Origin of the sequence: Micromonospora sp. L31 (genome assembly GCF_052068075.1) — a bacterium.
GTDB lineage: Bacteria > Actinomycetota > Actinomycetes > Mycobacteriales > Micromonosporaceae > Micromonospora > Micromonospora purpureochromogenes.
Window position 1 is genome coordinate 556,164 of record NZ_JBQHDC010000004.1, and the last position, 23,844, is coordinate 580,007.

Below are 23,844 nucleotides of genomic sequence, written 5' to 3' on the forward strand. Positions count from 1 at the left end.
GCGCGTGTACGATTCACCCCGTCGCCGGGCGGCTCCCCCCGTGGTCGCCCGGCGCTCAAACTTCCGGCACCCCGGCCTAGACTGCCCCGGGTGACCGACTCCAGCACCGCCGACGAGGCACCGATCTGTTCGGCCCGTGGCTGCCGCGCTCCCGCCGTCTGGGCGCTGCGCTGGAACAATCCCCGCCTGCACGACCCTGAGCGGCGCAAGACCTGGCTGGCCTGCCCGCAGCACCGGACGTCCCTCGGCGACTTCCTCGACGCGCGCGGCTTCCTGCGCGAGGTCGCACCACTGCCGGGATCGCATACGCTCGAACGGTGAGCGCGCAGAGCGGATCTTCCCGGTGACCGGCGCCGAGCCACCTCAGCGTCCGGTCAGCGCCCTGGAACCCTGGCCGGACACCGTCCGGTGGCAGCGGATCTCCGGCGACCTGATCTGGGTGGAACTGCTCCGGCTCGCGATGGTGCTGGCCGTGCTGCTGGCCGGTCTCGGCCTCGGCTGGGCGCTCAGCGGTCACTGGGCCTTCGGCGTCGCGTTGGGGCTGGTGCTGCTGCTCGGCGCCTGGCGGGCGGTGGCGATCGTCCGGGCCGTCCACGCCTGGGGCTACGCCGAGCGCGAGAACGACCTGCTGGTCCGGCACGGGCTGGTGGTCCGGCGGCTCTCCATCGTGCCGTACTCGCGGATGCAGTTCGTCGACGTCAGCGCCGGGCCGCTGGAGCGGGCGTTCCGCCTGGCCACCGTGCAGCTGCACACCGCCGCCGCGGCCAGCGACGCCCGGGTGCCCGGCCTGCGGCCGCAGGAGGCGGCCCGGCTGCGCGACCGGCTCACCGCGCTGGGCGAAGACCGCGCGGAGGGGCTGTGAACGACGGGCCGCGCGGGCCGGAACCGGCCCGGCCCGACACCGGCCCCGCGCCGGCCCCGTCGGAGCCGTCCGCACCGGCCGCCCCACCCGGACCCGAGCCGGTCTCCGGCCCACCCGGACCCGGCCCCGTCTCCGGCCCACCGGCACACAGCCCGACATCCGGCCCACCGCTCCACGCCGCGGTCTCCGGCCCACCGGCACACAGCCCGACATCCGGCCCGCCGGTCCACGGCCCTACGCCTGGCCCACCGGAGCACGGTCCGACATCGGGCCACCCCGAATACGGCTCCACCTTCGGCCAACCGGCGCCCGCCCCGGCACCCGGCCCACCCGGACACGGCCCTGCGCCCGCGCCGCCGGGATACGGCCCGCCGCCCGGACACGGCCCGCCGCCCGGACACGGCCCGCCGCCCGGACACGGCCCGCCGCCCGGATACGGTCCCGTGCCCGGGGGTCACGGCCCGGTACCCGGCGCGCCCGCCCACGCCCCGCCGCCCGGCACACCCGGGTCTCCCCCCGTGCCCGGCCCGGCCGGGGAGGAGCCGCGGCAGCGGCTGCACCCGCTCAGCCCGGTGCTGCACGGGGCGAAGTCCCTGGTCGTGGTGATCGCGGGCCTGTCCTGGTCGACCCTGTCCCGGGTGGGCTTCGGGGTGTTCGCCGGGATGGTGGTGGTGCTCGCGCTGGGCGCGACCGTGCTGGCGGTGATCAGCTGGTGGAACACCGGCTACCACATCGTCGGGCGGGAGCTGCGGGTGCACGAGGGGCTGCTCTGGCGGCGTACCCGGGCGATCCCGTTGGAGCGGTTGCAGGCGGTGGAGGTGGTCCGGCCGCTGCTCGCCCAGCTCACCGGCCTGGCCGAGCTGCGGCTGGAGGTGGTCGGCGGCGGCAAGACCGAGGCGCCGCTGGCGTACCTCGGCGTGGCCGAGGCGGAGGCCCTGCGGCAGCGGCTGCTCGCCGTGGCGGGTCGGGCCGCCGGCGGGGAGGTCGCGCCGGCCGTCGCACGCGCCGGGGTGCCACCGGAGCCGGCCGGCCGTCCGCTGCACGCCGTCCGCAACACCGACCTGCTGGTCAGCCAGCTGCTCACCCCGCAGGCGTTCCTGCTCCCGTTCGGCCTGGTCTTCGTGGCGGCCCAGTTCCTCTCCCAGGGCTCCTGGTCGTTCATCGCGGTGGCCAGCACGCTGACCGCGATGGCCGGCGTGATCCTGCAACCGGTCCGCCGGGTGCTCGACGACTGGAGCTTCCGGCTGGACCGGGAGGAGGACCGCCTGCGCGTCCGCAACGGCCTGCTGGAGACCCGGGTGCAGACCGTGCCGCTGGACCGGGTGCAGACGGTCGGGGTGACCTGGCCGCTGCTCTGGCGGATGAAGGGCTGGCTGCGGCTGCGGCTGGAGGTGGCCGGCTACTCCGGTGGCGAGCAGGACGACCGGAACCGGCCGGACCGGCTGCTGCCCGTCGGCGACCTGCGTACCGGCGAGGAGATCGTCGCCGAGGTGCTGCCCGGGGTGCGGCTGACCGCCCTGCCGCTGACGCCCCCGCCGGCCCGGGCCCGCTGGCTGCGGCCGCTCAGCGTACGGGCGCTCGGTGCCGGGCTGGGCGAGCGCGTCTTCGCCGTCCGCTCCGGTCTGCTGACCCGGCAGCTGGCGATCGTGCCGTACGCCCGGATCCAGAGCGTGCGGGTGGTGCAGGGGCCGGCGCAGCGGCGGCTGCGGCTGGCGACGGTGCACGCCGACACCGCGGGCGGTTCGGGCGCCGCGGCGCACGACCGGGACCTGACCGAGGCGTGGGCGCTCGCCGCGGAGCTGATCGCCCGGGCGCACGCCGCACGGCGCACCCGCTGACGGTCCGGGCGAGTGGCGCGGCCCGTCCCCCGTTGACGGTCGGGGCGAGTGGCTCGACACGTCCCCGCTGACGGTGCGACGAGTGGCGCGGCGCGTTCGCTGCCGGCTCAGCGGCCGGCGCGCTGCTCCGCCGACTGCCCGGCCGGCGCGCTGGCCCGCTCGGCGACGGCCGACTCGACGGCGACCCGCTGGGCGGCGATCGGCCGGGCCGTGACCGGGGAGACCGCCGCCGGGGTGGCCGTGGTCGGCGGGGCCGCCAGCGGGCGGCGGGCCCGGTGGGCCGCCCACCAGCGCTCGGCGAGCCCGACCACCAGGAAGGTCATCCCCACGTACGCCCAGCCGACCAGCACGTCGATCACGTAGTGCTCGCCGCAGTAGACCAGGGTGAAGGTCATCGCCAGCGGGTACGCCAGCAGCAGCGGCCACCACCGCTTCCGGGTGGCCCGGAGGAAGAACAGCACGACGAACAGGGCGAACGCGGTGTGCAGCGACGGCATCGCGGCGACCGGGTTGCTGGCGATCTGCCCGGCGTTGAGCAGGTTGCCGGCACCGTGCATGCCGAACGCCTTCCAACCCCGGGTGGAGATCCGGGCGACCTCGGTGAGCAGGCCGTTCTGCGCCGCCCACCAGGGCGGGGCGGCCGGGTAGAGGAAGTAGGTGACCAGCCCGGTGGCGCAGAGGAACCCCCAGCGCCGCATGAACGCCGCCCACCGGCCCCGGTCACGCAACCAGAGCACCGCGGCGGCGGCCAGCGCCACCACGAAGTGGGAGAAGTAGACCCAACTGGCCAGGACGTCCCACCACTGCACGTCGGGCCGGTAGAGGTGCTCCTGGAGCCAGACCGTCGGCACCTCGCCGCCGGTGGCCCAGCCGAACATCACCCGGTCGGCGACGATCAACTCGTAGGCGTGCGGGGTCGCCCCGTTGTCGGCGAAGCCCCGGGAGAGGTTGTACGCGGCCAGCAGCAGCACCACCGGCACCCAGTCCCGGGCGAAGTGCAGGTGGCTGCGCCACGGACGGGACGAGTTCCAGGCGATCGTCGCCGCCCAGATCCAGACGAACGCGTACGCCGGGTCGGTCGGCAGGCCGATGGCCAGCCAGGCGACGACGAAGGCGGCGCCCCAGACCGCCATGGCGATCACGCGGCGACGCCCGCCGTCGGCGGACACGGTCGGTCCGGTGGGGGCGGGGGGCTGGGGGTCAGTCACGACGGCCATCGCGGTCAAGGTTAACGGCGGCTGACGGGGACCACCGGGCCGGCTGCCCCCCTGCCCGCCCGGCCACCGCGGGCCGCCGCGCCGGCCGCCCGGCGGCGGGTGGTCCGGTTCGCCGTCGTCGTGGCCGGGGCCGCCGCCGAACACCTACGCTGAGCCCATGCAGGAGCAGTCGGACAACCCCTTCCCGACCGGGCTGACCGCCCGGGTCGAGCTGACCGTCACCGACGCCGACACCGCGCAGGCGGTGGGCTCCGGCGACGTGCCGGTGCTCGGCACACCCCGGTTGCTCGCCCTCGCCGAGGCGGCCACCGTCGCGGCCACCGCCACCCACCTGCCGGCCGGCTCGACGACCGTGGGCAGCCGGGTGGAGCTGGAGCACCGCGCGGCGACACCGGTCGGGCGGACGGTGGTGGCGCAGGCCCGGCTGGCCGAGGTCGCCGGGCGGCGGCTGGTGTTCGAGGTCACCGTCACCGACGGTGCCGAGACGGTGGCCGAGGGCCGGGTGGAGCGGGCGCTGGTCGACCGGCAGCGCTTCGTGGCGCGCGCGGCGCGGGTGTCATGACCCTCCGGTTCGTGGAGGTCGCCGACCGGGTCCACGTGCTGCGCGAGCCGGTGCTCGACGTCAACGTCACCCTGGTCGTCGGTGACGGAGAGGCGTTGCTGGTGGACAGCCTCTCCACCGCCGGGCAGGCCGCCGAGCTGGCCGCGGCGGCCCGGGCGGTCACCGGCCATCCGTGGACGCTGGTCAACACCCACCACCACTACGACCACTGCTTCGGCAACGCCACCCTCGCCGCCGATCCACCCCGCCCGGTGTACGCCCACGAGCTGGCCGCCGCCGCGCTGCGCGAGCGGCCGGACGCGCTGCGCCGGGAGGCGTACGAGGAGCTGCGGGGCGAGCGGCCGGAGTTCGCCGCCGAGGTGGCCGGGACGGAGCTGCTCGCCCCGACGCACACCGTGCTCACCGAGGCGGTGCTCGACGTCGGGGGCCGCCGGGTGGTGCTGCGTCACCCGGGGCGCGGGCACACCGACGCCGACCTGGTGGTGCACGTGCCCGACGCCGACGTGCTGGTCGCCGGGGACCTGGTGGAGCAGAGCGGGCCGCCCGCCTTCGAGGACTCGTACCCGTTGCAGTGGCCGGACGCGGTGGCCGAGCTGCTGCGGCTCACCACGCCCGCGACGGTGGTCGTGCCCGGGCACGGCGACCCGGTCGACGCCGAGTTCGTCCGGGCCCAGCACCGCCAGCTGGTCGACCTGGCCTGGCTGATCCGCGCCGCCCACACCGGCAGTGCCCCGCCCGAGCGGGTCGCCGCCGAGGCGCCCTTCGGCGCCCGACCCGCCCTGATCGCCGCCCGCCGCGGCTACGCCGAGCTCAACGGCACCCCCTGACGCCCGGCCGTCCCGGGCCGCGACGGCCCACCGCCGAGCGCCGGTCGGTCCGTGGCGCGGAGGGTGGCCAGGAGGCGGTCCAGGGCCGGAACGGCGGCGCGGACGGCGGGGTCGAGGGCGGCCAGTGCCGGCTCAGTCGACGAAACGGGCCAGCACCTCGGCGCGGGTGGGCATCGACACCGCCCCGCCGGGCGACTCGCAGACCAGGCCGGCGACCCGCAGCGCGAACGCCACCCGCTGGTGCCAGTCGGTCGGCTCGGCCGGCTCCCCGTCGACCAGCAGGTCGGCGATGAGCGCCGCCATCACCGAGTCGCCCGCGCCGGTGGCGTCGACGGCGCGCACCTTCGGCGCGGGCACGCGTACCGGGTCGGGGCCGGCCGCGACGATCGCACCGGCCGCGCCGAGGGTGACCACGACGGTGCCCGCCCCCAGCTCGCGCAGGTACGCCGCGACCCCCTCGACCGGCTCGCGCGGGTAGAGCAGCGCGGCGTCGGCCTCGCTCAGCTTGACCAGGTGCGCCCCGGCGGCGAACTCCGCGACCACCTCCCGCAGCCCGTCCAGCGTCGACGCACCGTTCAGCAGCCGGGGCCGCACGTTGGGGTCGAACACCCGCAGGCCGGTGGCGAGCGACCAGGCGTGCCGCGCGGCGGCGAGCACCGGCGGGCAGAGCAGCACGATCGACCCGCAGTAGAGCACGTCGGCGCCCTCGATCAGGGCCAGGTCCAGATTGTCGGCGGTGAGCAGGCCGTACGAGGGCGGCTCGCCGTAGAAGCGGAAGTCGGGCTCGGCCCCGGCGTGCGTGGTGACCGCGAGGGTGGTGGGCACCCCGACGGCGACGGCGCCGGCCAGCCCGACGCCGGCGTCGGCGAGGAAGGCGCGGATCCGGCCGGCCAGCACGTCGTCGCCGAACGACCCGACGAACTCGGCCGCGCCGCCGAGCCGGGACACCCCGACGGCGACGTTGAGCGGGCCACCGCCGATCTCCTGCCGGAAGACCGGCCGGCCCTCGCACTCGGCGTCGAGCAGGTCGACCAGCGCCTCACCGAGCACCACCGCGTATCCCACGTCGCCTCCCAGCGTCCGTCGCTTCGTACCAGGCTGGCACAGTGCCCGCCACGGCGGGCGCGAAGCCCCGTCTCCACGTATCGAGCAACGCCTATTGCGCCGGGTCGCCGGGGCGTGGTGGGATGACGCGTGCCGGGCCGGTGCGGGGGCTGCCGCACCACCGGCGCCGAGCTGGAGCCGACGCGAGGGCACCGGTCCGCGGGACGCGGACCGAGGGCGGTGCGCGGCCATCCGGCCCTTCCGATTCCCGGGCCGCCGGCCGTGACGCCGCGATCGTCGCATCCGCTCGTCACAGCGGGGCCGGCCGTCGCGCCGCCCCGCGGGTCAGGAGAACCTCGTGATCCGTTCCCGTACGGCCGCGCTGCTCACCGCGGCCGCCACCCTCGCCCTGGGCGCCGTCGCCCTGACCTCCGGTCCAGATCCGGCCGCCGCGCACGGCGCGGCGATGACTCCGGGCAGCCGGACCTACCTGTGCTGGAAGGACGGCCTCAGCCCGACCGGCGAGATCAGGCCGGTCAACCCGGCCTGCTCGGCGGCGGTCGCGCAGAGCGGCGCCAACTCCCTCTACAACTGGTTCAGCGTGCTCCGCTCCGACGCCGGCGGCCGGACCGTCGGCTTCATCCCCGACGGCAAGCTGTGCAGCGGCGGCAACCCCGGTTTCGCCGGGTACGACCTGGCCCGCACCGACTGGCCGGTGACCCACCTGACCGCCGGGGCGCGGCTGGACTTCCGCTACAGCAACTGGGCCCACCACCCGGGCACGTTCTACTTCTACGTCACGAAGGACAGCTGGAGCCCGACCCGACCGCTGGCCTGGAGCGACCTGGAGGAGCAGCCCTTCCTGACGGTGACCAACCCGCCGCAGCGCGGCGCGGTCGGCACCAACGACGGGCACTACTACTTCAGCGGCAACCTGCCCTCCGGCAAGAGCGGGCGGCACATCGTCTACTCCCGCTGGGTCCGCTCGGACAGCCAGGAGAACTTCTTCGGCTGCTCGGACGTCACCTTCGACGGGGGCAACGGCGAGGTGACCGGGGTCGGTTCCGGCGGCGGCACCACACCGCCGCCGAGCCCCACCACGCCGTCGCCGAGCCCGACCACGCCGCCGCCGGGCGGCGACTGCATGGCGGTCTACAAGGTGCTCAACTCCTGGCCCGGCGGGTTCCAGGGCGAGGTCATGATCATGAATCACAGCGCCCGGACGTACGGCGGCTGGGTGGCCAGCTGGACGTGGCCCAGCGGTCAGTCGATCAGCAGCCTCTGGAACGGCACGGTGAACTCCTCCGGATCGGCGGTGACGGTCGCCAACGCGGCCTGGAACGGCACGATCGCCCCCGAGGGCACCACCACGTTCGGCTTCACCGCGACCACCACCGGCGCCAACACCCTGCCCACCGTCACCTGCTCCGGCCGCTGACCTCCCGCCCACCGACGGGCCGCTGAAACGATCAAGAGGCTTGCGTCGCCGGAGCGGACTCCGGTCGACGCAAACCTCTTGATCAACGGCGGTGGCGCGCCCCGGGCGCGCCGGGCCCGGCCGTCAGCGGACCATGGAGCCGACCACGGGCTTGGTGAGCAGGGCGGACTGGTTGCGCTGGATGCCGGGGTCGAGGGTCTTGGCCACGAAGATGGCGTGCCAGATGCAGAAGATCAGCACGGTCCACACCTTGCGGGAGTGGTCCGCCTCCTCGCGCTTGTGCTCGTCCAGCAGCCGCAGCGCGTACGACAGGTCGATCAGGTCGCCCGCGCCGGAGGTGGCCAGCACGTGCCGGGCCCACTCGTACATCTCGCCGCGCAGCCAGACCCGGGTCGGGGTCGGGAAGCCCAGCTTCTTGCGGTTGACGATGGCCGGCGGCACCACGCCCTGCAACGCCTGGCGCATGGCGTACTTGGTGGCGTCCGAGCGGGGCGGGAGCTTCAGGTCGACCGGGATGCCGGCGGCCACGTCGAAGACCGCCCGGTCGAGGAAGGGCACCCGCACCTCCAGCGAGTGGGCCATCGAGATCCGGTCGGCCTTGACCAGGATGTCGCCGCGCAGCCAGGTGTAGAGGTCGACGTACTGCATCTTGGTGACGTCGTCGAGCTCGGTGCACTCGGCGTAGATCGGCGCGGTCACGTCGGTGTAGCGGACCGAGGGGTCGTAGCGGCGCAGCAGGTGCTGCTTCTCCTCCTCGGTGAACATCCGGGCGTTGCCGTAGTAGCGCTGCTCGATCGGAGTGGTGCCGCGCTCCAGGAAGCTCTTGCCCTTGACCCCCTGCGGGATCGCCTTGGAGACCGCGCGCAGACCCTTCTGCACCCCGTCCGGCAGACCGTTGACCGCGCCGAGGGAGAGCGGCTCCCGGTAGATCGTGTACCCGCCGAAGAACTCGTCCGCGCCCTCGCCGGAGAGGACCACCGTGACGTGCTCGGCGGCCTTCTTGGCCACGAAGTAGAGCGGCACCAGCGCCGGGTCGGCCACCGGGTCGTCCAGGTGCCAGACGATCTTCGGCAGGGCGTCGATCATGTCCTGCGGCCCGATCTTGGTCGGGATGGTGGTCACGTCGAGGTGCCGGGCCGACTCCTGGGCCACGTCGATCTCGGAGTAGCCGGGCACGTCGTACCCGACGGTGAAGGTGAGGATGTTCGGGTTGAACTCCCGGGCCAGGGCCACCACCGCGGTCGAGTCGATCCCGCTGGACAGGAACGAGCCGACCGGCACGTCCGAGCGCATGTGCATCCGGACGCTCTCCCGCAGCGTCTCCCGGATCTCCTGGTAGAGCCGCTGCTCGTCGGTGACCGGGGCGGGCCGGAACACCGGGCGGTACCACCGGCGCACGTCGATGCGCCCGCCCGGGCTCCAGGTCAGGTACTCCCCCGAGCCGATCCGCCGGATCCCCTTGTGCAGGGTGCCGGGTTCCGGGACGTACTGGAGGGTCAGGTAGTGGCTCAGGCTGGCCGAGTCGATGCCGGCGTCGCCCTCGTAGTTCGAGTGCGCGAAGGGCAGCAGCGCCTTCTTCTCCGAGGCGAGGTAGAGCCCGTCGGCGGTCTCCAGGTAGTGCAGCGGCTTGATGCCGAAGTAGTCGCGGGCGCCGAAGGCACGCCGCTCCTGCCGGTCCCAGATGACGAAGGCGAACATGCCGCGCAGCCGGGTGAGCACCTGCTCGCCCCAGTAGTGGTAGCCGGCGACGATCACCTCGCCGTCGCCGGCGGTGGCGAACTGGGCGCCGTAGGTGCGCACCAGCTCGTCGCGCAGCTCGATGTAGTTGTAGATCTCACCGTTGAAGGTGAGCAGGTAGCGGCCGTCGGCGTACGGCAGCGGTTCGTGGCTGGAGGCCACGTCGATGATCGCCAGGCGCTTGTGCGCGAACACCCCGTCCGCGTACCGGCCGGAGGCGTCCCCGACCACCTCGACACCGGTCTCGTCCGGGCCGCGGTGGTGCAGGCATTCCAACGCCCCGGCGATGTTGTCGCGGTGAGCGGCGGCGTCGCCGCGCGCACTGAAGAAGGCCAGGAGTCCGCACATGGTGGTCATCTTTCCACGCGTGTGAAGCGGCCGTCGCGGCACCGCAGGCTCTTCCGGCCGGGACCGGCCGGGTACCGTCTGGACCAGCAACGAGGCGGAGGGAGCGGACCATGACCGAGGACCGGACGAGCGGAAAGCCGGCGGACGGCACCGAGTCGCACGACCCGGACTTCCCGCAGGCGTTCCTGGACTTCATGCGCCAGGGCTGGCGGGACACCACGCTGCCGGTCGGCCCGCGCCCCGAGGTCCCCAACCACGCCAAGCGCCGGGCCGCACTCTCGGCGGCCTTCCCGGGCGAGACGCTGGTCATCCCGACCGGCACCGAGAAGGTACGCGCCAACGACACCGACCACCCGTTCCGGCCGGGCAGCGACTTCGTCTACCTGACCGGCGACCACGACCCGGACAGCGTGCTCGTGCTGCGCCCGAACGGCTCCGGGCACGACGCCACGCTGTACATGCGGCCCCGGTCCTCGCGGAAGACCGACGAGTTCTTCCGCAGCCGCCACGGCGAGCTGTGGGTCGGCCGGCGGCACACCCTGTCGGAGAAGTCGACCGAGCTGGGCCTGCCGACCGAGGACCTCACCGAGCTGGACGCGGCGCTGGCCGGGCTGGCGCCGGGGCGTACCCGGGTGTTGCGCGGTTTCGACGCCCGGGTGGACGCGGCCGTGCGGCCCTGGGACGGCCCCCGCGCCGACGGCCAGCCGGCCCGCGACCGCGAGCTGGCCATCGCGATCTCCGAGCTGAAGCTGGTCAAGGACGAGTGGGAGATCGCCCAGCTCCAGGACGCCGTCGACGCGACCGTACGCGGCTTCGAGGACGTGGCCCGAGGGCTGCCGGCCGACCGCGGGGTCTCCGAGCGGCTGCTGGAGGGGATCTTCGCGCTGCGCGCCCGGCACGACGGCAACGACGTCGGGTACGGCTCGATCGTCGGGGCCGGCGAGCACGCCACGATCCTGCACTGGGTGCACAACCACGGCGCCACCCGTCCGGGTGAGCTGCTGCTGATGGACATGGGCGTGGAGAACCGCAACCTCTACACCGCCGACGTCACCCGGGTGCTGCCGGTCGACGGCCGGTTCACCCCGTTGCAGCGCCAGGTCTACGACGCGGTGTACGCCGCCCAGCAGGCCGGCATCGACATCATCAAGCCCGGGGTGGCGTTCCGGGAGGTCCACCTGACCGCGATGCGCGTCCTCGCCGAGGCGCTCAAGGACCTCGGCCTGCTCCCGGTGAGCGTGGACGAGGCGATGGACCCGGCGTCGACGGTCTACCGCCGGTGGACGCTGCACGGCACCAGCCACATGCTCGGCATCGACGTGCACGACTGCGCCAACGCGCGCAAGGAGCACTACCGCGACGGCCCGCTCGGCGAGGGCTACGTGCTGACCGTCGAGCCGGGGCTGTACTTCCAGCCCGAGGACGAGCTGGTCCCCGAGGAGCTGCGCGGCATCGGCGTGCGGATCGAGGACGACATCCTGGTCACCGCGACCGGCGCGGTGAACCTGTCGGCCGGTCTGCCCCGCCGCTCGGACGAGGTGGAGACCTGGCTCGCCGAGCAGCGTGAGGCGGGTCCGCGCCTGCCCGGCTGACCCGGTACGACCCCCGGCGGGCCCCGCCGCCGGTGTCTGCGACGTTTCCGTCGTCGCGGCACCGGTGGCGGGGCCCGCCGCTGTTTGCGCTGCTCACCACCTTCTTCACGACCTGCGCCCCGCTGCACCCACCCGACCAATGTGAGGGAAATGCGGGGTTTTCTCAGATACGTCCGCGTCGCGAGGATCCTTCTCATACGGTGTGGATAACAGGCTGCAACCCATTTGTAGCTGCTCGTACCGCTCAGGTGGTACGAGCCCGTCTGGTAGCAGGAAAGGGCGGAAGGCTCTGATGTCCAACGACCTAACGACTCCCGACGGCGGGGCCCCTTCGGCCCTGTCGTCGACTAGGCGACGCAAGCTGTGGGTCGCCACCGGCGTGGCCGGCCTGACCGGCGTCGTCGGCCTGGCGGCACTAGGCGGGCTGGCGGCCCGCAACGACAACTCCGACGACCCGCAGCGGGCCAGCGACTCGCAGGCGGCGCCGAAGCAGAACGTCAGCGATGCGGGCCCGGACTCCGACAAGCGCGACGACAAGGGCAAGGGACACGACGACCGGGCCGGTAGCGACCGCGACCGGGACAAGGACCGGGATCGTGACGAGCACGGTCGGGTGCGGGAGGTGCCGTGTGACGACGAGAAGCTGATCGAGGCTGTCGATCTGGCGAACCGGGATCACGGTGGCACGTTGAAGCTGGCCCCGCACTGCACCTACGAGCTGGACGGCTACGACCGCAAGTCCGGCACGGGCCTGCCGACGATCAAGCAGGAGATCACCATCAAGGGTGAGGACTCCACGATCAAGCGGGACTCCGAGCAGACGTTCCGGCTGTTCCGGGTCGCCGAGGGCGGCGACCTGACCCTGAAGGACCTCACGCTCAAGGGCGGCAACGCCTCCGAGTTCAAGTACGGCGGCGACCAGGGCCCCGGCGGACCCGGCGGACCCGGCGGACCCGGCGGACCCGGCGGACCCGGCGGGCCGGGCGGACCCGGCGGGCCGGGCGGGCCGGGCGGACCCGGCGGACCCGGCGGACCGGGCGTACCGGGTGGTCCCCAGGGACCGGCCTTCGGCCCCGCCGCGGCTCCCGGTGGCCCGCAGGGACCGGGTGGCCCGCAGGGCCGCGGTGACGGCAAGGACGGTGACCGCAAGGACGGTGACCGCAAGGACGATGACCGCAAGGACGACCGCAAGGACGGTGACGCCGACGGTGGTGCGTTGCTGGTCGAGCGGGGCGGTAGCGCGCACCTGAAGAAGGTCACGCTGACCCGCAACAACGCCGAGGGCAACGGCGGCGCCATCGCCAACTTCGGTCGGGTCGACCTCGAGGACAGCGAGGTGGAGAACAACCACGCCCGGGAGAGCGGCGGCGGCATCTTCAACGTCGGCGTCCTCAAGGTCAACGGATCCTCCGACCACAAGGACTGGTTCTCCAACGACAAGGGCGAGTCCGCCCGCGACGACAAGGGCGAGTCCCGCGACAAGGACGAGTCCCGCGACAAGGACAAGTCCGCCCGCGACGACAAGGGCGAGTCCCGCGACAGGGACGAGTCCCGCGACAGGGGCGAGTCCGCCCGCGACGAGAACAAGGACCACAAGGACAAGGACAAGGACAAGGACAAGGGCGAGTCCGCCGACGGCCAGGGTGGCTCGGCCGACGGCAGGGACGACTCCGACAAGAAGCGCCGCGAGTCCCGCATCGCCAACAACACCGCCGGCAAGAACGGCGGCGGCATCGCCAACGGCCGCGACAAGGACAAGGACCACGACAAGGACCACGACAAGGACCACGACAAGGACCGCGGCAAGGAACACGGCAAGGACCACGGCAAGGAACACGGCAAGGACAAGGACCACGACAAGGACCGCGGCAAGGACCACGGCAAGGACCACGGCAAGGACAAGGACTCCTGGCCGCGCTTCCAGGGCCGCGACGAGGCCGGCACCGTGGAGATCTAGCTCGACGACAAGTCGACCGTGACCAACAACGACCCCACCAACTGCGCCGGCACCGTCAAGGACTGCTTCAACTGACCGCCGGTCAGCTCGGGATCCACACACAGGTCCGGCCCCCTGCCACCTCGGTGGCAGGGGGCCGGACCGTCATGGGGTCACTTCTGGACGAAGACCGCCACACTGCGCGCCGGCACGGTGAACGTGCCGGCCGCCCGGTCGAACGAGGCCGTCCGGAGCACCGGGTCGGCCGAGTTCATCAGCACCGGGTGCAGCGCGACGTCCGCACCCCGCAGGCCGGTCACCGTCTGCTTCGCCGTCTCCGGCGTGCCGTTGAAGACGACGGTCAGCGACTTCCACGTCCCGTCCAGCCCGCGGGCGTCCAGGGTCATGGTCAGCACGCCCGGCGTCTCGTTCTCGCCTGAGAGCGGGAAGGCGACGCGCCGCTGCACCTGGCCGGCGGTGGCCAGCCCGAACACCGGCGAGGACTCCCGGATCCGCAGCAGTTCCGCGTACCGGGCGTCGGCCAGGTTGATCGCGGCGCAGTCCGGCACCAGCTTCGGGTCGGCCAGCAGCGGCTTCGCGTACGGCCACTTGTCCTTGTTGTCCTGCTCCGGCGGGAGGCCGGCGCCGAACCCGTTGCCCTGCGCGCAGTCCCACCGGATCTGGTTGAACCAGTCACCGGAGTTGTACGAGTTGCGGTCCAGCGACTTCGAGCGCAGCCGCTCGGAGCCGGTGGTGACGAAGCCCGCCCCCTGCCCGAAGGTGGTGGTCGCCAACGCCAGCACCTGCATCCGCGACCGGTCCGTCGCCGAGGTGCCCTGCGGCAGCTTGTACGCCAGCGCGTCGTACAGGATCTCGTTGTCGTGCGCGTCGACGTAGGTGACCGCCTCACCCGGCGCGGCGGTGTAGCCGGCCGGCGAGCCGTTGTAGTCCACCTGGGCGCCGGTGACCTGCCGGCCCGACGAGTCGGTGAACCGGTAGCCCCGCAGGTTGCCGGCGAGCCCCACCTTGATCAGGTCTTGGTGGTGCAGCAGCCGCGCCTTCTGCTCGGCCGCCGTCCCGTTCACGGTGTCACCGTTGGGGTCGGTGTAGAGACCGGAGGCGAAGCCCTGGATGCGGGGGTTGCCGTCGAAGGGACCGCCGCCGCGCACCGCGTCGCGGAGCCGGTCGTTGAAGGTGGCGATGCCGGTCCCCGCCATGTTGGCCTGGGTGGCCTGCACGAACCGGGCGTCGTTGGCGACCTCGCCGAAGTTCCAGCCCTCGCCGTAGAGCAGGATCTTCTTCCCGTCCACGCCGTCGCGGGCCGGGGTGAGCTGGTCCAGCGCGGCCCGCACGGCCAGGATGTTCGCCTTCGGGTGGTGACCCATCAGGTCGAACCGGAAGCCGTCCACCTTGTACGCCTTGGCCCAGGTGACCATGGAGTCCACCACCAGCTTGCCCATCATGGCGTGCTCCGGCGCGGTGTTGGCGCAGCAGGTCGAGTTGGCGACGCTGCCGTCCTCCAGCAGCCGGTGGTAGTAGCCCGGCACCACCTGGTCGAGCACCGACTTCGGGTCGGTGCCCGAGGCGGAGGTGTGGTTGTAGACCACGTCCAGCACCACGCGCAGCCCGGCGCCGTTGACCCCGGCGACCATCTGCCGGAACTCGGTGGTCCGCTTCGCCCCGGCCGGGTCGACGGCGTAGCCGCCCTCCGGCACGGTGTAGTGCAGCGGGTCGTACCCCCAGTTGTAGCCATCCTTCTCCGCGACCTTCGCCACGCAGGCCTGCTGCTGGTCGGAGTCCGGCGGCAGCTTCGCCAGGTCGCAGTCGGGTTGCTGCTGGGCGGCCCGCTTCTCGGGGATGGTGGCGAAGTCGAACGAAGGCAGCAGGTGCAGGTAGTTGACCCCGGCGTCGCCGAGCGCCTTCAGGTGCTTCATGCCGGCCGTGTTCGGGTCGGTGAAGGCGAGGTAGGTGCCCCGCTTCTCCGCCGGCACGGTGGCGTCGGCGATTGAGAAGTCCCGTACCGACAGCTCGGAGATCTGCGCCTTCGACGCCGGCACCGCCGGCGGCTTGCGCAGACTCGCCCAGCCGGACGGGGCCAGCGCCTCCTCGGACAGGTCGACGATCTGGCTGTGTGTCGAGTCCGGCGCGAGCGCCACCGAGTAGGGGTCCGTCACCGCGGCGGTGACCACCTTCTGCGCCGCCGGCTGCCACGCCTCGACCTGGTAGCGGTAGTACTTGCCGGCCCAGGCCTTCGTGCCGCGCACCGACCAGACGCCGGTGCGGTCGTTGCGGCTCATCGCCACCGTCCTCGGCTCGGCCGTGGGCGAGTCGAAGAGCTGGAGTGACACCGTCCGGGCGGTGGGCGCCCAGACTGCGAGGGTGGGCACCCGGCCGGCGAAGGTGGCGCCCAGCCGGGCGTCGGTGGCCCGGGCGTAGACGTCGTCGAGCACGCCCGGGATCTGCACGCCGGTCGCGCCGAGCAGCACGCCCTCGGCGTCGCGCTCGGTCACCACCAGTTGCCCGCGCAGCGCCGCCGGGACCTTGGCCAGGTCGGCCCGGTCCAGCGTGAAGCTGCGGTAGGACCACAGGTGCGGGAAGGCCGCGCGCTGGGCCTCGGTGAGCCCGTTGCGCTGCGCCCGCAGCGGCAGCGAGGTGTACGTCCCGGCCAGCTCGCCGTCGGCGATGCTCAGCCCGCCGGCCGGGGCGGCCACCAGGGCGTACTGCTTGCCGTCGGTCGGAGGAGTCAGCCAGGCGACGGTGGACCGGTCGATCCAGTGCGCCTTCTGCTTGGTGATGTCCAGGTCCCGGGCGGGGCCGGACGAGCTGGGCGGCAGCAGCCGGCCCTTCACCCCGGCGAGCAGCCAGACCTCACGCCCGGCGCTGGCGAAGTCCAGCCGCTGGTCGTCGGGCTGATCCTTGGTGTCACCGGAGTGGATGATGTAGCTCAGCCCGGTCGCGCCGGCGGCCAGCGGCACCCGGAAGACCGCGCCGTAGGCGTCGATCTTCTCCGGCTTGAGCGGGTTGGACCAGTCGGTCGGGTTGGCGGCGCCGTCCCAGAGGTGCAGCCCCCAGCCGGCGTAGTTGTTGTCGGCCTTGCGCCAGTGGATGACCGCGGTGCTCTCGTCGACCGCCGGGTCGGGCTCGCCGGTGGCGGCCTGCCGGGTCGGGTAGAGCGTCGGATCGCCCTGCTTGACCCAGACCTCGCCGGTCTGCGTCACGTCGATGGTGCGGTCGTTCGCGACGTCCTTGTTGCCGTTCTTGTCGACGACAAGGAAGCCGACCGACTTCGCGCCCGGCTTGAGCTTGACCCAGGCGAACCGGCCGTAGGAGTCCTCACCGGCGAACGGCTGCCCCTTGGGCCACTCGGTGGCGTACGCCGGGTCGATGTCACCCCAGGTGTAGAGGCCCCAGTCGTCGTACCCGCCGGCGGGACGCTGGTAGTGCACCACCGCCCAGTCCCGGGCGGCGCTCTGTGCCGGGGTGCCGACCACGCCGGTGGCGCGGGTGCCGGCGGTCCGCCCCTTGCCGTCGCGGACGACGGCCTTGTACTCGACCTTCGTCCCGCCGGGCAGGCCGGTCAGGTCGTGGTGGACGGTGTACGGGGCGGTGTGCGCGCTGCCCAGCAGCGTCCACCTGCCGCCGGGCACCCGGGCGGCGAAGGTGACGGTGGCCAGCGGGTCGCCGGTGACCTGGGCGGTGACGGCGGTCCGGGTGGCGACCGGGTCGGCGCCGGGCGCGCTGAGGGTGATGCCCGGCGCGGCGGTGGCCTGCGGGATGGGCCGGCCGGCCTTGAGCACCACCGCCGCCATCGGCGGCACGGTCAGGCCGAGCTTGCCGTCCGCGCCGGCGGTGGCGGTGGCCGCGCCGCCGTAGACGCCGGTGAAGGCGGTCCCGGCGGACCAGGTGTCGACGGAGACGGACTGCGTGGTGGCGGCGTTGTTCACGGCCACCACGTACTCGGTGCGGTCGGCCGGGGCGATCCGGGAGAAGGCGAAGACGCCGGCGCCGTCGGCCGCGTACCGGGTGACCTGGATGCCGTCACGCAGCGCCGGGTGGGCCTGGCGCAGCGTGCCCAGCTCGGCGATGGTGCGGTAGAGCGGGTGGCCGGTGTCGTACTGGTCGTCGGCGTGGGTGCGGGCGGTGCCGATCAGGTCGTCGTCGAGGTAGTCCGCCACCTTGGTGGCGAACATGTCCTGCCGGGCGTCCTTGTCGCCGCCGGGGCCGGTGAAGCCCTGCTCGTCGCCGGAGTACACGACCGGCTGGCCCCGGGTGAGGAACATCAGCTGGTGGGCGAGCTGGTCGCGGCGCAGCTGGGTGGCGTCGTCACCGCCGGAGGCGGCGATGAAGGAGCCGATCCGACCCATGTCGTGGTTGCCGAGGAAGGTGGTCAGCCGGTTGGCGCCGGTGTCCCGGGCGGCGTACAGGTCGTCGCGGGCGTACACGTCGGCGAGGGCCTTGGCGGAGCCGTCGGCGGCGGTGTAGCCGCGCGCGGCCTCCTGGAAGGAGAAGTCCAGAGTTGCCGGCAGGCCACCGCGCCGCACGTAGGTCGAGGTCACCTCCTGGTCGGCGCTGTAGACCTCGCCGAACATGAAGAAGTCCTTCTTGCCGGCGGCGTCGGCGGCCCGCTTGATGCCCTGGCTGAACTGCGGCCAGAAGTCGAGGTTGACGTGCTTGACGGTGTCGAGCCGGAAGCCGTCGACCCCGGTGCTGGCGATCCAGTCGCCGTAGGCCTTGGTCAGGCCCCGCACCACCTCGGGACGCTCGGTCCACAGGTCGTCCAGGCCGAAGAAGTCGCCGTACTCGCTGTTCTCGCCGGCGAAGGTCGAGTCACCCCGGTTGTGGTACATCGTCGGGTCGTTCAGCCAGGCCGGCACCTTCACCTTGGCGTCCGCGGGGGCGGCGAAGGTCGGCGTGTACGGGCCCGCGTCCGCGGTGACCGTCGGGAAGTCCCGGGTGCCGTCGGCGTAGTTGCGGTCCTCGAAGGCGCGCCCCTGCGCGTCGGTGTACGGCGAGGTCTTCTTGTCGACGTACGCGTACTTGTCCTCGCCGTACTTGATGACATCGGCGGTGTGGTTGACGATGACGTCAAGGTAGACCTTGATGCCGCGCTGGTGGGCGAGCTTGACCAGCTTCCGCATCTCCTCGTTCGTGCCGAAGTGCGGGTCGACCTGGGTGAAGTCGGTGATCCAGTAGCCGTGGTAGCCGGCCGAGACGTCCGCGCCGCTGCCCTGCACGGGGCGGTTCTTGAAGATCGGCGCGAGCCAGATGGCGGTCGTCCCCAGGCCCTGGATGTAGTCCAGCTTGTCGATGACGCCCTTGAGGTCGCCACCGTGGTAGAAGCCCTTGTCCTTCGGGTCCAGGCCGGTGCGGAGGCGGTCGCCGGTGAGGCCGCCGGAGTCGTTGCGCGGGTCGCCGTTGGCGAACCGGTCCGGCAGTACGAAGTAGAACTGCTCGGCGCGTCCCGTGCCGGCGCCGGCTTTCAGCAGGGCCTCGGTCGAGGGCTCGGCGCCCCACTGGGCGGCGCCGGCCGCGGCCAGGGTGTCGACGGTGGGGGTCCGGTCGGTGGCGTCCGCGCCGAGCTGGTTGACGGCGACCGGGACGCCGACGAGGGCGAGGGTGAGGGTGAGGGTGGAGACCAAGGCGAGCAGTGCCTTGCGAGATATCGGCGGGGGTTTCATCGACGGCCTTCCTCTGGTCGCTGATTCGCCCGCACGCTAGCTCTTGCCGAAACATTCTGCAATACCTTGCAAACATGGTCGCAACAAAGCAGCCTCCTTGCGAAACGCGCCGTCGTTCCGCCGCACGGGGAGGTCGCCCTGCGCCGCCGGACAGGGGGGTGGATCAGAGGCCGGCGCAGGCGGCGCCATCGACGGCGCACCCGCTCAGGCGGGTGTTCTCGCCGGTGCGTTCGAGGTGGAACCGCAGCGCCACGGACGCGCCGCCGTCGAGGTCCACCCCACTGGTGTACGTGAAGACGCCGTCGGACATCCGGGAACTTCCCTGCGGCGCACCCTCCACCCAGGAGCTGGCCACGCGGCTGCCGGCCGGCGGCACCAGGCGCACCGTCCAGGGGCGGGGACCGGCGGCGGCGTTGGCGAGCAGCACCTCGCCGATGAAGCCGTCGTCCCAGGCCTCCATCACCCGGTATCGCCCGGTGACCGACGACGGGGGCGAGGGCGGGGGCGGCGGGGCCGACTCCGGTCGCGTGTCCCGTCCCGCGGCGGGGGACGCGGGGCGCCCGCTGGGCGGCGGATCGCTGCGGCGCGGGGTGAGCTGCGGGGCGCCCGGTGCGGGCAGGGCGACCGGGGCTCGCGACGGCGGGCTCGACGGCAGGTCGGGCAGCGCCATGGTGGCGGGCAGGTCAGCCGGTCGGGCGGTCTCCGGCTCGTGGCCGCGGGACACGGTCAACGCGACGACCAGCAGCACCACCATCACCACGACCCCGGTGGCCACCAGCACCCAGGGCGACGAGGCGAGCGCCGTGGCGGCGGCCCGGGACGAGCGGCGACGCGTGCCGGACATGCCCCTCCCTCATCCGTGCGGTCGGGCGAGCGTAGCCATCCATCGGCAGGGCCGGGAAGCCTGCGCGCCGGCACCGTCCTCATGGTACGGACGCGTCCGGCGCTCAGCCGATGGTGCAGTCCGCCCCGTTGACGGTGCACTGGCCCGGCCGGTCACCGCTGCCGGTCCGGCCGAACGTCATGGACACCACGGCGCTCTCCCCCGCCGGAAGGGGCTTGGTGCCGCTCAGCACGAACCAGCCACTGCCCTGCGTACGCACCGACAGCCCCGAGTCCGACGACGCCCGGATCGACTTGACGTTGCCCGTGAACAGCAGCTCCACCCGCCACTCCCGAGCCCCGCCGGTGGTGTTGCGCACCGTCAGCCGGGCGGAGAACGAGTCCCGGTCGCTGGAGGTGACCTGGTAGTCCGCGCTCACCCGGCCGGACCCGGCGGCCGGTGCGCGGGTCGTCGGCGTCGCGGCCGGCCGGCGGGTGCTGGCCCGCGGCGACGGGGTGGCGCTGGCCGTCCGCGACGGGGTGGCGTCCACGGCGACCAGCGGGGCGTCGGCCGGTGGCGCCACGGACGACGTCACGGCGGGCATCCTCGGCAGGTACATCGGCGGTGCCGGCTCGGGCGCCGCCGCGTGCTCCGGTCCGCGGAAGGAGAGCAGGGCGAACACCAGCAGGACGGCGAGCAGACCGACGCCGAGCAGCACGACGATCCACGGCATCGACGCCAGCACGGCGGGTGCGGATCGCGCCCCCGGCCGTGGGGCCGAGCGGTCGGACATGAGGTCCCCCTTGTCGGAGCAGCCGCGCCAGCCTAGCCAGCGCGGACGCCCGACAGCAGAGGGCCCGCCCGGTACGGTCCGTCCGGCCGGTACGGGCCGGAAAACGGCTGGCCGCACGAGACCGATCCGGTCGGGTCAGCCCCGCACCGACGCCGCCCACCGAACGGCCGCCCGAGAGCCGTCGCGTCACGCCGCGCGGATGACGGTGCAGATGGCCGGACCGTCCTCGGTGGTGCGCAGCAGGTAGCGGTACCGCTCGCCCGGCACCGCCCGACCCTGGCTGTCCAGGAACTCCCACTGCACGGCCACCTCGGTCAGCAGCGCGGAGACCGGCTGCACGTCCTCGATCAGCGCGTTCGCCGCGACCAGCTCCCGTTCCTGGTAGTCCGGGGCGGCGCCGACGAAGGAGAGCGCGACGGCGGTCAGCGTGCTGAAGGAGAAGCTGTACGTGTCGGCGACCACCAGCCCGGGCAGGGCGTAGCAGCCGGCGAGGGCGGGTACGTCGCCGGCGGTGAGCGCCACGCCGTACCGGTCGAAGAAGTCGGTCAGCGTGTCGAGATCGGTGGAGGCTCTCACGGCGTCACCAATTGCCGCCGGCGGGCGCCGGCAAACCTCAGCGCGGCGGGATGTGCACCTCGATCTCGGCGCCGAGCTTGGCCTGACCGGCCAGGTCGAGGTCGTCGCCGCTCCAGAACCGACCCGGGTCGTACCAGTTCGGACGGCGGCCGGCCGGCAGCAGCCCCATCGCCTCGTAGGTCACCGCCACCACCTCGGCGCAGTACGCCGTCTCCAGCGCCCGGTCCGGTAGCGGCACCCCGGAGCGGTCCCGGCGGCCCGGCAGCCGCACCTGCGGCACCCGGCCCCGCGCCCAGCGCCAGGCGAGCTGGGCGGTGGAGGGGAAGGGCGTGCCGTCGAGCCGGGCGACGGTACGCAGCACCGCCTGCTCCATCGCCGCGTCGGCGGGCGGGTCGAGCTGGCGCAGCCAGGCCCGCTGGCCGTACCGGTTGGCCCAGACGCAGACCGCGTCGCGCAGGTCGTGCAGCTGCACGCCGCGCTGGTGGTTGCCGGTCCACATGTCCGGCAGCGAGCGGCCCAGCTCGGCGTGCCACATCAGGGGCGGCATGTCGTCCAGCACCACGGCCATGCCGACGTGGTTGACCGGGCTGTTCGTGGTGAGCTGGATGGCGCGGTCGGGCACGCTCCGGCCACGGAACACCCACAGGTCTCCGGTACGGGTCAGGTCGACGGCCTCGTCCAGGCTGATGCTCATGAGCGTCTACCCTAGGCCGATGCGGCAACGGATGCGGTGGTGGAAGGTACTCGGTCTGGCCGGCCTGGCCGGAGTCGCGGCGTCCGGCGTGGTCATCGCCCGCGCCGAGCGGCGCCGCCGGTCGTACACGCCGGAGGAGATCCGGGACCGGCTGCGCGAGCGGCACGCGCAGGCCGCGGGGAACGGCACGCCGGCCGGCGAGCAGGCCTGACCCGGCGGGCGCGGCTCAGCGCTCGGGCTCGGCCGCGGCGCGGCGCAGCGCCTCGTCGAGTGCTCCGGGGGTACGCCCGAGCACCGCGCTGCCGTCGTCGAGCAGCAGGATCGGCCGCTGGATGAGCTCCGGATGCGCCACCATCGCCTCGATCCAGCGGGGCTCGGTGGCGTCGTCGCGGGGCCAGTCGGCCATGCCCCGGGCCACCGCGGCCGGCTCCCCGGTGCGGCAGATGTCCCACGCGCGCGCCTCGAGCCGGCGCAGCACCTCGGTCAGCTCGGCCGCGCTCGGCGGCTGCTCCAGGTACGCCCGCAGCCGGTACGGCACCCGCGCCTCGTCCAGAGTGGCGCGGGCGCAGGTGGACTTCGAGCAGGACGGGTTGTGCCAGATCTCCATGCCCGACATGGTGACAGACCACCTGCCGACCTGTCCCATTTCATCCGGAGTGGACGGTCGACGGGGCGTCGGAGCAGGGGCTCGGCGGCTACCATCCGGGCATGGCGACGCCCTTCGACCGGACACCGTTCGTCCTGTCCCCGCCGGCCGCCCCCGTCGAGCGGCACGGCCAGGTGGACCTGCACCTGCCGGCGGGTGACGAACCCCGGTCCGCCGTGGTGCTGGTCCACGGCGCACCGCTGCCACCCGGCGCGTCCGACCCGCGCGACTGGCTCCTCTACCGCGGATACGGCGCCCTCCTGGCCGAGCAGGGCCTCGTCGCCGCGGTCGTCAGTTACCGGGTGGACGAGCTGACGGGCTTCCCGGCCGCGGCCGAGGACGTCGCGGCGGCCGTCGCGCAGGTCCGCGCCGATCCCCGGGTCGACGCCGACCGGCTGGTGCTCTGGTTCTTCTCCGGCGGCGGCCTGCTGCTGGGCGACTGGCTGCGCGCCGCGCCGTCGTGGCTGCGCGGGCTGGTCGGCACCTATCCGCTGCTGGAGCCGCTGCCCGGTTGGGAGGTCGAGGCCCGGTTCCACCCGGTCGACGCCGTGGCGTCCGCCGGCGACCTGCCGATCCTGCTGGTCCGGGCGGGTCGGGACATGCCGCCGGTGCTGGCCGGAATCGAGGCATTCACCTCGGCCGCGGCGGCGAGTGGCCGTTCGGTGCGGATCCTCGACGTACCGGACGGGCGGCACGGCTTCGACGCACTGGACCACACCGATCAGTCCCGGGACGCCGTGCGCGCCGCCCGCGACGCGGTGGTCGCGCTGCTGCGCGACGCCTGACGCGGCCGGCTTGGGTGCGGGGTCCCGGTCGACGCGAGGCCGAGGTACGGGCCACCGGCTACGTCCGCCCCCACTTGCCATAGTGAGCGATATGCCTGTGAGTCATATTTATGCCTCACAGGCATATCGCTCGATCGTCGTATGCCTCGGGTCGCCGTCCCGCTTCGCCTATTCGACGCCGAATGCCCGGATTGACTCGGGTGGTTCGCTGGGGCTAGCTGTCCGGCTTGCCCGCGATGTCGGAGTCTAGGGTGTCACCCGGGTCGGTGGAATGGGTGGCGGGGCGGGGTCGTTGTACATGGCAGACCGCCGTGGCCCCCGCCCGGACGGACCCCCGGGCCGAGGCTCGTGGAATGCGGAGCCCGCCGGGCTGGTTACATCCCCCGGACACCCGAGCAGAGCCTCTTGTGCGGCCGCCGGGCAATCCCCTTCTTTGACTTCCTTTCAC

Annotated in this window: 19 protein-coding genes; 10 read left to right on the top strand and 9 right to left on the bottom strand. The window is 73.4% G+C overall.

The window, feature by feature from the left end:
* Positions 1 to 90: 90 nt before the first annotated feature.
* The 3 genes from ACTMS9_RS15210 to ACTMS9_RS15220 all read left to right on the top strand — a co-directional run bounded on the left by ACTMS9_RS15210 (position 91) and on the right by ACTMS9_RS15220 (position 2,700).
* Positions 91 to 321 (top strand): hypothetical protein, encoded by a 231-nt coding sequence (locus ACTMS9_RS15210; RefSeq protein WP_088961310.1) that lies wholly within the window; start codon positions 91 to 93, stop codon positions 319 to 321.
* A gap of 13 nt (positions 322 to 334) precedes the next feature.
* Positions 335 to 862, top strand: a complete 528-nt coding sequence (locus ACTMS9_RS15215; RefSeq protein WP_441146841.1) for a PH domain-containing protein — start codon at positions 335 to 337, stop codon at positions 860 to 862.
* Between the two features lie 443 nt (positions 863 to 1,305).
* The gene (locus ACTMS9_RS15220; protein WP_441165249.1) at positions 1,306 to 2,700 is read left to right on the top strand and encodes a PH domain-containing protein; all 1,395 of its coding nucleotides are present in this window, start codon (positions 1,306 to 1,308) and stop codon (positions 2,698 to 2,700) included.
* Between the two features lie 107 nt (positions 2,701 to 2,807).
* Here the strand turns inward: ACTMS9_RS15220 and ACTMS9_RS15225 are convergent, their stop codons facing one another.
* Positions 2,808 to 3,917, bottom strand: coding sequence for a phosphatase PAP2 family protein (locus ACTMS9_RS15225; protein ID WP_441146767.1), 1,110 nt, complete (start codon positions 3,915 to 3,917; stop codon positions 2,808 to 2,810).
* Between the two features lie 157 nt (positions 3,918 to 4,074).
* Here ACTMS9_RS15225 and ACTMS9_RS15230 point away from each other — a divergent pair, with 157 nt between their 5' ends.
* Both ACTMS9_RS15230 and ACTMS9_RS15235 read left to right on the top strand, forming a co-directional pair.
* Positions 4,075 to 4,479: a thioesterase family protein gene (locus tag ACTMS9_RS15230; protein ID WP_441146769.1), complete on the top strand. Its 405-nt coding sequence runs from the start codon at positions 4,075 to 4,077 to the stop codon at positions 4,477 to 4,479.
* Positions 4,476 to 5,306 (top strand): MBL fold metallo-hydrolase, encoded by an 831-nt coding sequence (locus ACTMS9_RS15235; protein WP_441146771.1) that lies wholly within the window; start codon positions 4,476 to 4,478, stop codon positions 5,304 to 5,306. The genes ACTMS9_RS15230 and ACTMS9_RS15235 overlap by 4 nt, the downstream gene beginning before the upstream one ends.
* 132 nt (positions 5,307 to 5,438) lie before the next feature.
* On the opposite strand, the gene ACTMS9_RS15240 is transcribed toward ACTMS9_RS15235, so the two are convergent.
* A complete protein-coding gene (locus tag ACTMS9_RS15240) occupies positions 5,439 to 6,371 on the bottom strand; it encodes a PfkB family carbohydrate kinase (RefSeq protein ID WP_441146773.1) in 933 nt (310 codons plus the stop codon).
* 337 nt (positions 6,372 to 6,708) lie between these two features.
* Here ACTMS9_RS15240 and ACTMS9_RS15245 point away from each other — a divergent pair, with 337 nt between their 5' ends.
* Entirely contained in the window at positions 6,709 to 7,788 is a 1,080-nt protein-coding gene (locus ACTMS9_RS15245; RefSeq protein ID WP_441165250.1) for a lytic polysaccharide monooxygenase auxiliary activity family 9 protein, read from the top strand.
* A gap of 123 nt (positions 7,789 to 7,911) precedes the next feature.
* Here ACTMS9_RS15245 and asnB read toward each other — a convergent pair whose 3' ends face one another.
* On the bottom strand, positions 7,912 to 9,873 hold the full coding sequence (gene asnB, locus ACTMS9_RS15250; RefSeq protein ID WP_441165251.1) for an asparagine synthase (glutamine-hydrolyzing): 1,962 nt from the start codon (positions 9,871 to 9,873) through the stop codon (positions 7,912 to 7,914).
* A 110-nt stretch (positions 9,874 to 9,983) separates the two neighbouring features.
* Here asnB and ACTMS9_RS15255 point away from each other — a divergent pair, with 110 nt between their 5' ends.
* Together ACTMS9_RS15255 and ACTMS9_RS15260 are read left to right on the top strand one after the other, a co-directional pair.
* Positions 9,984 to 11,465: an aminopeptidase P family protein gene (locus tag ACTMS9_RS15255; RefSeq protein WP_441146779.1), complete on the top strand. Its 1,482-nt coding sequence runs from the start codon at positions 9,984 to 9,986 to the stop codon at positions 11,463 to 11,465.
* 292 nt (positions 11,466 to 11,757) lie between these two features.
* Positions 11,758 to 13,422, top strand: coding sequence for a hypothetical protein (locus tag ACTMS9_RS15260; RefSeq protein ID WP_441165252.1), 1,665 nt, complete (start codon positions 11,758 to 11,760; stop codon positions 13,420 to 13,422).
* 152 nt (positions 13,423 to 13,574) lie between these two features.
* Here the strand turns inward: ACTMS9_RS15260 and pulA are convergent, their stop codons facing one another.
* The 5 genes from pulA to ACTMS9_RS15285 all read right to left on the bottom strand — a co-directional run bounded on the left by pulA (position 13,575) and on the right by ACTMS9_RS15285 (position 21,965).
* Positions 13,575 to 19,079 (bottom strand): pullulanase-type alpha-1,6-glucosidase, encoded by a 5,505-nt coding sequence (gene pulA / locus ACTMS9_RS15265; protein ID WP_441165253.1) that lies wholly within the window; start codon positions 19,077 to 19,079, stop codon positions 13,575 to 13,577.
* Positions 19,080 to 19,242: 163 nt separating this feature from the next.
* Positions 19,243 to 19,923: a cellulose binding domain-containing protein gene (locus ACTMS9_RS15270; protein WP_441146785.1), complete on the bottom strand. Its 681-nt coding sequence runs from the start codon at positions 19,921 to 19,923 to the stop codon at positions 19,243 to 19,245.
* 103 nt (positions 19,924 to 20,026) lie between these two features.
* Positions 20,027 to 20,695 carry a cellulose binding domain-containing protein gene (locus tag ACTMS9_RS15275; protein WP_441146787.1) on the bottom strand — a complete coding sequence of 223 codons (669 nt, stop codon included), beginning with the start codon at positions 20,693 to 20,695 and terminating at the stop codon, positions 20,027 to 20,029.
* Between the two features lie 186 nt (positions 20,696 to 20,881).
* Positions 20,882 to 21,271, bottom strand: coding sequence for a hypothetical protein (locus ACTMS9_RS15280; protein WP_441146789.1), 390 nt, complete (start codon positions 21,269 to 21,271; stop codon positions 20,882 to 20,884).
* 37 nt (positions 21,272 to 21,308) lie between these two features.
* Positions 21,309 to 21,965, bottom strand: a complete 657-nt coding sequence (locus tag ACTMS9_RS15285; RefSeq protein WP_441165254.1) for a hypothetical protein — start codon at positions 21,963 to 21,965, stop codon at positions 21,309 to 21,311.
* Positions 21,966 to 21,996: 31 nt separating this feature from the next.
* Between ACTMS9_RS15285 and ACTMS9_RS15290 the strand changes: the two genes are divergently transcribed.
* Complete coding sequence (locus ACTMS9_RS15290) at positions 21,997 to 22,176, top strand: hypothetical protein (protein ID WP_179806561.1); 180 nt, start codon at positions 21,997 to 21,999, stop codon at positions 22,174 to 22,176.
* 15 nt (positions 22,177 to 22,191) lie between these two features.
* On the opposite strand, the gene ACTMS9_RS15295 is transcribed toward ACTMS9_RS15290, so the two are convergent.
* Positions 22,192 to 22,572: an ArsC/Spx/MgsR family protein gene (locus ACTMS9_RS15295; protein ID WP_441146793.1), complete on the bottom strand. Its 381-nt coding sequence runs from the start codon at positions 22,570 to 22,572 to the stop codon at positions 22,192 to 22,194.
* Positions 22,573 to 22,673: 101 nt separating this feature from the next.
* On the opposite strand from ACTMS9_RS15295, the gene ACTMS9_RS15300 reads away from it, so the two are divergent.
* Positions 22,674 to 23,396, top strand: a complete 723-nt coding sequence (locus tag ACTMS9_RS15300; RefSeq protein WP_441146795.1) for a hypothetical protein — start codon at positions 22,674 to 22,676, stop codon at positions 23,394 to 23,396.
* Positions 23,397 to 23,844: the final 448 nt, after the last annotated feature.